We start from the raw sequence: 8,469 nt of genomic DNA on the forward strand, positions 1-8,469 counted from the left end.
TGATAAGACGCGTCAGCGTCGCATCAGGCGATGACCGCACGGATGATCAATGTTATCCCTTCAATCGCAATCACCTCAACATGCGTGCCCGCACCTAAATCTTCGCTGGCGCTGACCGGCCATGAACTGTCGCCAACGCGCATATGGCCACGCCCGTTGACCAGCGGCGTTTCCAGCACAAAACGACGACCAATTAACTGTTGTCCGCGTTGGTTTAGATGACTATCGCTGTGCTTTTGTTCGCGTACCCGCCGCGACAGCCATTTCCACCACAGCCAGGCGGCGAGTAACGTCAGAACAGCAAACATCACCCCTTGCCATTCCCAACCCAGCGGCAGTAGCCAGACCACCAGACCAGTAATCACCGCCGCGACACCGCTCCACAGCAGATAACCATTGCCGCCCAGCATCTCGGCCGCCAGCAGCAAACCACCGAGACTCAGCCAGAAAATATGCGGGTGGACTACCAGCAACGCGATCATGATTTAGCCCGCTCGCTGGCGCTGTCTTTCACCAGTTCGGCAATCCCGGCAATCGACCCCATCAGACTACTGGCGTCTAATGGCATCATTACCACTTTGCTGTTACTGGACGACCCGATCTGCTGTAACGCTTCGGTGTATTTCTGCGCCACGAAGTAGTTCACCGCCTGAATATCGCCAGAGGCAATGGCTTCAGACACCATTTGGGTGGCGCGGGCTTCCGCTTCGGCGGAACGTTCACGCGCTTCGGCCTGTAAAAAAGCCGACTGACGTTCGCCTTCCGCTTTCAGGATTTGCGATTGTTTTTCACCTTCCGCTTTGAGAATTTCCGCCTGGCGTATCCCTTCCGCTTCAAGGATGTAAGCGCGTTTGGTACGTTCCGCTTTCATCTGCGCGTTCATCGAAGAGATCAGCTCTGCCGGTGGGCGTACATCACGAATTTCTATGCGGGTGACTTTTATCCCCCACGGGTTAGTGGCTTCATCGACAATATGCAGCAGGCGCGAGTTAATGCTATCGCGCTGGGAGAGCATTTCATCCAGTTCCATCGAACCCAGTACGGTACGGATGTTGGTCATGGTCAGGTTAATGATTGCCAGCTCCAGATTGCTGACCTCATAAGCTGCGCGTGGGGCATCAATCACCTGAATAAAACAGACTGCGTCGATAGTCACGTTGGCGTTATCTTTCGAGATAACTTCCTGGGAAGGAATGTCGAGTACTTGTTCCATCATATTGATCTTGCGACCAATGCGATCCATAAACGGCACCACCAGGCTTAGCCCCGGTTGCAATGTTTTGGTATAGCGGCCAAAACGTTCCACCGTCCACTGATAGCCCTGCGGCACGATTTTGACGCCTGCGCCAACAATCACCAGCGCGACAAAAATAAGAATCGGGATAAAGATAAGCATCGGAAAAACCTCCTGTTGTACCGTCCATAATGAGCAAAGTTGCTGCTTGATTAAACAAATTATACCTGATTACTGAAAGGGAGTTCCCCCTTATTACTGTGGAGGATAAACTGTTTTTAGTAAAAATCAGAAAAAGGGATGGGTAATGCCGGAAAATAGTCTTTTGCTTCAGTTACACAACGTCGGATATCTGGCGGGTGATACGAAGATTCTTAATAACATTAATTTTTCGCTGCGAGCTGGCGAATTTAAGTTAATTACCGGCCCTTCCGGTTGCGGCAAAAGTACGCTGCTAAAAATAGTTGCTTCATTAATCAGTCCGACCAGCGGAACGTTACTGTTTGAAGGCGAGGATGTCAGCACACTAAAGCCGGAAATCTACCGCCAACAAGTTTCTTACTGTGCCCAGACGCCAACTCTGTTTGGCGACACAGTATACGATAACCTGATTTTTCCCTGGCAGATCCGTAACCAGCAGCCTGATCCGGCCATTTTTCTCGATTTTTTCGAACGCTTTGCTTTGCCGGATACCATCCTGACTAAAAATGTCTCCGAGCTTTCCGGTGGTGAAAAACAGCGCATCTCGTTGATTCGCAATCTGCAATTTATGCCGAAGGTATTATTACTCGACGAAATTACCAGTGCGCTGGACGAAAGCAACAAACGTAACGTCAATGAGATGATCCACCGTTATGTACGCGAGCAAAATATTGCTGTGCTGTGGGTGACACACGACAAAGATGAAATTAATCATGCGGATAAGGTAATTATGCTGCAACCGAATGCCGGAGAAATGCAGGAAGAACGCTATGAACACGCATAATATTACTAACGAGTCGTTGGCGCTGGCATTAATGCTGGTGGTGGTGGCAATCTTAATTAGCCATAAAGAAAAACTGGCGCTGGAGAAAGATATTCTCTGGAGCGTCGGGCGGGCGATAATCCAACTGTTCATCGTTGGCTATGTACTGAAATATATATTCAGTGTTGATGATGCCAGCCTGACATTATTGATGGTGTTATTTATCTGCTTTAATGCGGCGTGGAATGCGCAAAAACGGAGCAAATATATTACTAAAGCCTTTGTTTCGTCGTTTATTGCCATTACGGTGGGGGCGGGAATTACTCTGGCGGTGCTGATTTTATCGGGTTCGATTGAGTTTATCCCGATGCAGGTGATCCCTATCGCCGGGATGATTGCTGGTAATGCGATGGTTGCTGTGGGGCTGTGTTATAACAATCTCGGGCAGCGGTTTATCAGCGAACAGCAGCAAATCCAGGAAAAATTGAGTCTTGGTGCGACGCCGAAGCAGGCGTCTGCAATATTAATACGCGACAGTATTCGCGCGGCTTTAATTCCGACGGTCGATTCAGCAAAAACGGTTGGCTTAGTGAGTTTGCCGGGAATGATGTCCGGGTTGATATTTGCCGGGATTGATCCGGTGAAGGCGATTAAATATCAGATTATGGTGACTTTTATGTTGCTCTCGACCGCCAGTCTGTCGACCATTATTGCCTGCTATTTAACTTATCGTAAGTTTTATAATTCGCGCCACCAGTTGGTGGTGGCGCAATTGAAGAATAAATAATGCGATGCCTGATGCGACGCTGGCGCGTCTTATCGTGCCTACAAATCCGGGCAAGCGTCGCATCTCAACGAAATATCAATACAACAACGCATACAACTGACGGCGATATTTCGACGCCAGCGCATCACCTGTACCCAGTGCGGCGAGGATCTCCTGGAACGTCTTACGTGTCTGACCGTCTGCGGCGGTTAAATCTTTACGCAGATGCCCAAACAGTAACTCCAGCGCCTCTTCATTGCGCCCAACCTGATGCAGTTGCAGCGCCAGTTGCGTCGCCAGTGCAGCATCTTCTGGATTCTCTGCCACCTGTTGTTGCAACTGTTGAATTTCCGGCGTATCAGCCGCCTGCTTCAGCAGTTCGATTTGCGCCACCAGCCCCTGGTAGCGGGTGTCCTGATCCTGCAACGGGATGGTTTTCAGCACCGCTTCTGCATCTTCTGAACGGTTCAGTGCAATCAGCGTTTCTGCCAGTAGCAGACCGATTTCCCCGTTCTGATTCGACAACTGCCAGGCGTCTTTCAGCAGCGGCAGTGCGTCGGTGTAATTTCCTTCCTGCATCAGTTGCATCGCCTGCTGCGCTTTCAGTTCTTCTTCGCGCGGCAGCACTTTATCCAGCAGGGCGCGGATCGCTTCTTCCGGCTGCGGCCCCTGGAAGCCGTCTACCGGCTGACCGTTCTGGAACAGATACACGGTCGGAATAGCGCGCAGACCAAACTGGGAAGCAATCATCTGCTCCGCGTCACAATCCAGCTTCGCCAGAATAAATTGCCCGTTGTACTGCGCCGCGAGGCTTTCCAGAATCGGGGTTAACTGCAAACAGTGCTGGCTACGTTCAGACCAAAAATAGAACAGTACCGGCGTGGTCATCGACTGTTCAAGAACCTGTTGCAGGTTAGATTCGTTAATGTTGACAATATTTTGTACGGACATGGAGTCACTCTCTGTTGTCGATATTTTCTTTGACATGGGGGCTTAAGCGCGCGCTTCAACTCACCCCTGCAATATTTTGTCCATCACGCGCCCCGGCAGCAGGCGTTTAAGCACCATTACCGCCCAGGTAACCAGCGTCACCGGATAGCGTATTTTGGGCTTCTCGCTGATAAAAGCATGGCGCACTTTAGCCACAACTGCTTCCGGCCCCAATGTAAAACGGGCGGCAATGCCGGGGTTTTCGACCGGTTGATCGCTTTGCGTCTGGTTGACGTTGTCGGTGAAACGAGTACGAATAGGGCCTGGCTCAATCAGGCTGACCTTGATTCCGCTGTGGCGCAGTTCCATGCGCAGCGCGTCTGACCACGCCTCCAGCGCATATTTGCTGGCCGCATAAGCGCCGCGACCCGGCGTGGAGATTAATCCCATCACCGATGAGGTCATGACAATACGCCCTTCACCATGCGGCAACATGGCGGGTAACAGACGCATGGTGAGCTGATGTGCGCCGAAAAAGTTGGCGGAAAACTGCTGTTCCATCTGCGTGCGGCTGATGGTGGAAAGGGGGCCATACACGCCGAATCCGGCATTGTTAAAGATCCCATACAGACAATTATCGGTCAGGGCGATCACTTCGTCGGCTGCGCGATCAACACTTTCCGGTGAATCCAGATCGATCAACACGCCGGTTAATCCCATATTGTTCATGCGCTCAACATCATCCGGTTTCCGGCAACCTGCCAGTACATGAAAACCCTGGCGTTTTAATTCGAGCGCGCTTTCCAGGCCAATTCCACTGGAACATCCGGTAATTAAGACCGATTTTTGCATAACTTTACCTGTCAGGATCTCCGTTGCTTTATGAGTCATGATTTACTAAAGGCTGCAACTGCTTCGCCATCCAGTCGGCAATAAACGGCTGGGCGTCGCGGTTGGGATGAATACCGTCATCCTGCATCCATTGTGGTTTGAGGTAGACCTCTTCCATAAAAAAGGGCAGCAGCGGGACATCGAACTCTTTGGCGAGTTTGGGATAAATGGCGCTAAAGGCTTCATTATAACGGCGACCATAGTTTGCAGGCAGACGTATTTGCATTAACAATGGTTCAGCGTTGGCGGTTTTGACATCCTGCAAAATCTGGCGCAGCGTCTGCTCCGTTTGCTGCGGCTGAAAACCACGCAAACCGTCATTGCCGCCCAGTTCAACCAGCACCCAGCGCGGCTGATGCTGTTTCAGCAGAGCCGGAAGGCGCGCCAGCCCTTGTTGCGAGGTGTCGCCGCTGATGCTGGCGTTGACTACCGACGTTTTACTCTGCCACTTATCATTCAACAAGGCAGGCCAGGCCGCGCTGGCAGACATTCGATACCCGGCGCTCAGGCTATCACCCAGAATTAATAACGTGTCCGCTGCGGCGGCACGGAAAGTTAACAGGACCAGGAACAGGAAGGGCAAATGCCAGCGGAAAACATTGTTGAAGTTCATCATCTTAAGAAGTCCGTCGGTCAGGGGGAGCATGAACTCTCCATCCTCACCGGAGTTGAGCTGGTTGTCAAACGCGGCGAAACCATCGCGCTGGTGGGCGAGTCAGGGTCGGGTAAGTCAACCTTACTGGCGATCCTCGCCGGGCTGGATGACGGTAGTAGTGGTGAAGTGAATCTGGTGGGGCAACCGCTACATACTATGGATGAAGAAGCGCGGGCAACGTTACGCGCGAAGCATGTCGGCTTTGTTTTTCAGTCATTTATGTTAATTCCTACCCTTAATGCACTGGAAAATGTCGAACTTCCGGCGCTGCTGCGCGGTGAGAGTAGCGCGGAAAGTCGTAACGGTGCGAAAGCGTTGCTCGAACAGTTGGGGCTGGGTAAACGTCTTGATCATCTTCCGGCACAGCTTTCCGGTGGAGAGCAGCAACGGGTGGCGCTGGCGCGAGCTTTTAACGGTCGGCCTGATGTGCTGTTTGCCGATGAACCCACCGGCAACCTTGACCGCCAGACGGGCGATAAAATTGCCGACCTGCTGTTTTCCCTCAACCGTGAGCATGGCACCACCCTGATTATGGTGACCCACGACCTGCAACTGGCGGCACGCTGCGACCGCTGCTTACGGCTGGTGAACGGACAGTTGCAGGAGGAAGCATGATTGCACGTTGGTTCTGGCGCGAATGGCGCTCGCCGTCGCTGTTGATTGTCTGGCTGGCGTTAAGCCTGGCGGTGGCCTGCGTGCTGGCGCTGGGCAATATCAGCGATCGGATGGAGAAAGGTTTAAGCCAGCAAAGCCGTGAGTTTATGGCGGGCGATCGGGCGTTGCGCAGTTCGCGCGAAGTACCGCCAGCGTGGCTGGAAGAGGCGCAAAAGCGCGGCCTGAAAGTCGGCAAGCAGCTTACTTTTGCCACCATGACCTTTGCGGGCGACACGCCGCAACTGGCGAACGTCAAAGCGGTTGATGATATCTACCCGATGTATGGCGAGCTACAGACCAATCCTTCTGGACTAAAACCGCAACCGGGCAGCGTATTGCTGGCTCCACGGCTGATGGCGCTCCTGAATTTGAAAACGGGCGATACCATCGACGTGGGTGATGCCACGTTGCGCATTGCCGGAGAAGTGATTCAGGAGCCGGATTCCGGTTTTAATCCCTTCCAGATAGCCCCACGCCTGATGATGAATCTGGCAGATGTCGATAAAACAGGAGCCATACAGCCGGGAAGTCGGGTCACCTGGCGTTATAAATTCGGCGGCAACGAGAGCCAGCTCGACGGCTATGAGAAATGGTTGTTACCCCAGCTTAAACCCGAACAACGCTGGTACGGTCTGGAACAAGACGAAGGTGCGCTGGGGCGTTCGATGGAACGCTCGCAACAGTTCCTGCTGCTTTCGGCGTTGCTGACCTTGCTGCTGGCGGTGGCGGCGGTCGCGGTGGCGATGAATCATTATTGCCGCAGCCGCTACGATCTGGTGGCGATCCTCAAAACGCTGGGGGCTGGGCGGGCGCAACTGCGTAAGTTAATCGTCGGTCAGTGGCTGATGGTACTGATACTTTCAGCCGTTACCGGCGGAGCGATTGGCCTGTTGTTCGAAAGCGTGTTAATGGTTTTGCTCAAGCCTGTTCTGCCCGCCGCGCTACCGCCTGCCAGCTTCTGGCCGTGGTTGTGGGCGCTCGGCACCATGACGGTTATCTCGTTGCTGGTGGGGCTGCGACCGTACCGACTGTTGCTGGCAACGCAGCCTTTACGCGTATTACGTAATGATGTGGTCGCCAACGTCTGGCCGCTGAAGTTTTATCTGCCGATTGTCAGTGTGGTGGTTGTGCTGCTGCTCGCCGGGCTGATGGGTGGCAGTATGCTGCTGTGGGCGGTGCTGGCGGGCGCGATAGTGCTGGCTTTGCTATGTGGCGTGCTGGGCTGGATGCTGCTCAATGTATTACGCAGTATGACGCTGAAATCGCTGCCTCTGCGCCTGGCGGTTAGCCGCCTGTTACGTCAGCCGTGGTCAACGTTAAGTCAGCTTTCGGCCTTTTCGCTCTCCTTTATGCTGCTGGCACTGCTGCTGGTGTTGCGTGGCGATCTGCTTGACCGCTGGCAGCAGCAGTTGCCGCCAGAAAGCCCGAACTACTTTTTAATCAACATCGCCACGGAACAGGTAACGCCGCTAAAAGCGTTCCTCGCGGAATATCAGATAGTCCCGGAATCGTTTTATCCGGTGGTGCGGGCGCGGCTGACGGCAATCAATGGCAAAGCGACAGAAGGCAATGAGGATGAAGCGCTTAATCGCGAGCTGAATCTCACCTGGCAAAATACGCGGCCGGATCATAACCCGATTGTCGCCGGTAGCTGGCCGCCAAAAGCCGATGAAGTGTCGATGGAAGAGGGGCTGGCAAAACGCCTGAACGTTGGTCTGGGCGATACCGTCACCTTTATGGGTGACACCCAGGAGTTTCGCGCCAAAGTCACCAGCCTGCGCAAAGTGGACTGGGAAAGTCTGCGTCCGAATTTCTATTTTATTTTCCCTGAAGGGGCACTGGACGGGCAACCGCAGAGCTGGCTCACCAGTTTCCGTTGGGAGAACGGCAACGGCATGTTGACGCAACTCAACCGCCAGTTCCCGACCATTAGCCTGTTGGACATTGGTGCGATCTTAAAACAGGTCGGCCAGGTGCTGGAGCAGGTAAGTCGGGCGCTGGAAGTGATGGTGGTGCTGGTCACCGCCTGCGGTATGTTGTTGTTGCTGGCACAGGTGCAGGTGGGAATGCGTCAGCGTCATCAGGAATTGGTGGTGTGGCGCACACTCGGCGCGGGCAAAAAGCTGCTGCGCACAACATTGTGGTGTGAGTTTGCCATGCTCGGGTTTGTTTCCGGCCTGGTAGCCGCAATCGGCGCGGAAACGGCGCTGGCGGTGTTGCAGGCGAAAGTGTTTGATTTCCCGTGGGAGCCAGACTGGCGATTGTGGATTGTGCTGCCGTGCAGCGGTGCGTTGCTTCTTTCCCTGTGCGGCGGCTGGCTGGGTGCGCGACTGGTTAAGGGGAAGGCACTGTTCAGGCAGTTTACGGGGTGATGA

9 protein-coding genes are annotated in these 8,469 nt (G+C 53.6%); 4 read left to right on the plus strand and 5 right to left on the minus strand.

Going from position 1 to position 8,469, the window contains the following annotated elements; translation table 11 throughout:
• Positions 1 to 23: 23 nt before the first annotated feature.
• Positions 24 to 482, minus strand: a complete 459-nt coding sequence (locus tag A1WG_RS06690) for an NfeD family protein (RefSeq protein WP_000561077.1) — start codon at positions 480 to 482, stop codon at positions 24 to 26.
• Complete coding sequence (locus A1WG_RS06685; protein WP_000904499.1) at positions 479 to 1,396, minus strand: SPFH domain-containing protein; 918 nt, start codon at positions 1,394 to 1,396, stop codon at positions 479 to 481. The genes A1WG_RS06690 and A1WG_RS06685 overlap by 4 nt, the downstream gene beginning before the upstream one ends.
• A gap of 145 nt (positions 1,397 to 1,541) precedes the next feature.
• On the opposite strand from A1WG_RS06685, the gene fetA reads away from it, so the two are divergent.
• On the plus strand, positions 1,542 to 2,219 hold the full coding sequence (gene fetA, locus A1WG_RS06680) for an iron efflux ABC transporter ATP-binding subunit FetA (protein WP_001114841.1): 678 nt from the start codon (positions 1,542 to 1,544) through the stop codon (positions 2,217 to 2,219).
• Positions 2,206 to 2,985, plus strand: coding sequence for an iron efflux ABC transporter permease subunit FetB (fetB, locus tag A1WG_RS06675; protein ID WP_001515913.1), 780 nt, complete (start codon positions 2,206 to 2,208; stop codon positions 2,983 to 2,985). Before fetA ends, fetB begins: the two co-directional genes overlap by 14 nt.
• 75 nt (positions 2,986 to 3,060) lie before the next feature.
• Here the strand turns inward: fetB and cnoX are convergent, their stop codons facing one another.
• From cnoX to tesA, 3 genes are read right to left on the minus strand one after another with little or no spacing between them, the layout of a single operon-like run.
• Positions 3,061 to 3,915 (minus strand): chaperedoxin, encoded by an 855-nt coding sequence (cnoX, locus tag A1WG_RS06670; protein WP_001515914.1) that lies wholly within the window; start codon positions 3,913 to 3,915, stop codon positions 3,061 to 3,063.
• A gap of 60 nt (positions 3,916 to 3,975) precedes the next feature.
• Positions 3,976 to 4,785 (minus strand): NADP(+)-dependent aldehyde reductase, encoded by an 810-nt coding sequence (gene ybbO, locus A1WG_RS06665; protein ID WP_077633335.1) that lies wholly within the window; start codon positions 4,783 to 4,785, stop codon positions 3,976 to 3,978.
• Positions 4,775 to 5,398, minus strand: coding sequence for a multifunctional acyl-CoA thioesterase I/protease I/lysophospholipase L1 (gene tesA, locus A1WG_RS06660; RefSeq protein WP_024191847.1), 624 nt, complete (start codon positions 5,396 to 5,398; stop codon positions 4,775 to 4,777). The genes ybbO and tesA overlap by 11 nt, the downstream gene beginning before the upstream one ends.
• Here tesA and ybbA point away from each other — a divergent pair.
• Both ybbA and ybbP read left to right on the plus strand, forming a co-directional pair.
• Positions 5,369 to 6,055, plus strand: a complete 687-nt coding sequence (gene ybbA, locus A1WG_RS06655) for a putative ABC transporter ATP-binding protein YbbA (protein ID WP_001515917.1) — start codon at positions 5,369 to 5,371, stop codon at positions 6,053 to 6,055. The two genes, tesA and ybbA, sit on opposite strands and share 30 nt — an antisense overlap.
• Positions 6,052 to 8,466, plus strand: a complete 2,415-nt coding sequence (gene ybbP / locus A1WG_RS06650; protein ID WP_001515918.1) for a putative ABC transporter permease subunit YbbP — start codon at positions 6,052 to 6,054, stop codon at positions 8,464 to 8,466. Before ybbA ends, ybbP begins: the two co-directional genes overlap by 4 nt.
• Positions 8,467 to 8,469 lie beyond the last annotated feature (3 nt).

The sequence above is a fragment of the Escherichia sp. KTE96 genome, assembly GCF_000408525.1.
Lineage (GTDB): Bacteria > Pseudomonadota > Gammaproteobacteria > Enterobacterales > Enterobacteriaceae > Escherichia > Escherichia marmotae.